Origin of the sequence: Priestia flexa NBRC 15715 (genome assembly GCF_001591565.1) — a bacterium.
In the GTDB taxonomy this organism is placed as follows: domain Bacteria; phylum Bacillota; class Bacilli; order Bacillales; family Bacillaceae_H; genus Priestia; species Priestia flexa.
On record NZ_BCVD01000218.1, the window covers coordinates 1 to 1,897 of the forward strand.

The 1,897-nt window shown below is 37.7% G+C and carries 1 protein-coding gene; it reads left to right on the top strand.

The features are described from left to right. Positions 1 to 566 precede the first annotated feature (566 nt). Positions 567 to 1,886, top strand: a complete 1,320-nt coding sequence (locus BFL01S_RS19470) for an aspartate aminotransferase family protein (protein ID WP_025910408.1) — start codon at positions 567 to 569, stop codon at positions 1,884 to 1,886. Positions 1,887 to 1,897: the final 11 nt, after the last annotated feature.

A 1,897-nucleotide genomic window follows, 5' to 3' on the forward strand; every position in this document is an offset into this window, starting at 1 on the left:
GCGCAATGTAACGAACTTGTACTTGGTTTATAAAAGTTCAATTTACTTTTTATGGTATTATGAATAAGAGGTTAGGTTTTAAATGATGAAACAGATTGGCTGGTTTAAGTCTGGTAGTGTACCAAGCTTAAATCAGCCAATTTGTCTTTTACTCGCATATAATTAATAAAATGCTAGTGTTTTAGAATGCTTCGTGCGACAAATGTAGCTATGTGTAAAGAGTGGTTTCTAAATTACACTAAGCGGAGAGCCCATTCTTAATAACTAAATAAGAACTACTAGTCACCATAGGAATTTATATATATGCAATTGATTTTTATAAAAATACATAGTAGAATAAAACAGAAATATTATTCTATCAAAGCTTTATCGGAAGTTTTGAAAAGAAAAAAAGCATAAAAATAAAAATAATCTATTTTATATACAAACCCTGTAGAGTCGTAGTCTATGATGGAGTCATCATTCCTAAAACACTCATTTACATCGGCATGCACATCATTTATCATAAAGACATCAAATGTTTTTAGAATATTTTTAATAATTTGTTAGAAAACAGGAGGATTACTATGTCAAACGATTGGAATCATCTATTTAACAGAATGCCTGAACTTTTAGCACCTACTATGGCAAAAGATCATCCAAATCTACCCGTTATAAAAGAAGAAGGGTGCTACTACTATGGATTAGACGGCAAACAATACCTAGACTTTACATCTGGAATTGCAACAACGAATGTTGGACATCGTCATCCAAAAGTTGTGCAAGCTATTAAAGACGGAGCTGATCAGCTACTTCATGGGCCTTCTGGCGTTATTATGTACGAGTCTATCTTAAGATTAGCTGACGAACTAGGAAAAGTTACGCCTGGTAACCTGGACTGTTTCTTCTTTGGAAACAGCGGTACGGAAGCAATTGAAGGAGCCTTAAAGCTTGCTCGTCACGTAACAAAACGACCTTACGTCGTGTCATTCTTAGGCTGTTTTCATGGACGTTCAATGGGAGCGCTAAGCGTCACAACTTCAAAAAGTAAATACCGTCAGTTTCAGCAGCCTTCTGGTTTAACCTATCAAATTCCATATGCAAACCCAAAAGAATGTCCAGAGAATGTTGATGTGGACGCTTATTTTGAAGACAAGCTTGAAAAAGACTTTAATACCCTGTTCAAACATCAAGTAACGCCAGAAGAAGTAGCAGCTGTTATTTTAGAGCCTGTTCTTGGTGAAGGTGGATATATCATTCCACCAAAAAGCTGGATGAAAAAGCTTCGTGAAATCTGTGACCGTCATGGCATTTTACTCATTTTTGATGAGGTGCAAACAGGTTTTGGACGTACTGGAGAATGGTTTGCTGCACAGACATTTGACGTCGTGCCAGATATTATGGCTATTGCAAAAGGCATCGCTTCAGGCATTCCGTTAAGTGCTACTGTGGCTTCACAAGAGCTTATGAAAAAATGGCCTCTTGGCACGCATAGCACTACGTTTGGCGGTAATCCAATTGGCTGTTCGGCTGCGCTTGCTACACTTGAAGTGCTTCAAGAAGAAAATCTTCTCGAAAATGCAAAAGAAATGGGTGCTTATGCGCTCAAACAATTGGAGCTGTTAAAAGAAAAGCATTCGCTAATTGGAGACATCCGTGGAGTGGGACTTATGATCGGAATTGAGATTGTACATCCTGAAACAGGTGAACCCAATGGGGATGCACTATTTGAAATTCTAGACTTAGCTCTTGAACAAGGCGTTCTCTTCTATTTCTGTGGCAATGCAAGCGAAGTGATTCGTATGGTTCCACCTTTATCCGTAACGAAAGAGCAGATTGATGAAGGTCTTGCTATGCTAGATCAGGCTATTCATTTATATGAGCAAAAAGTTGCTATTAATGTATAGAGACTGAGACA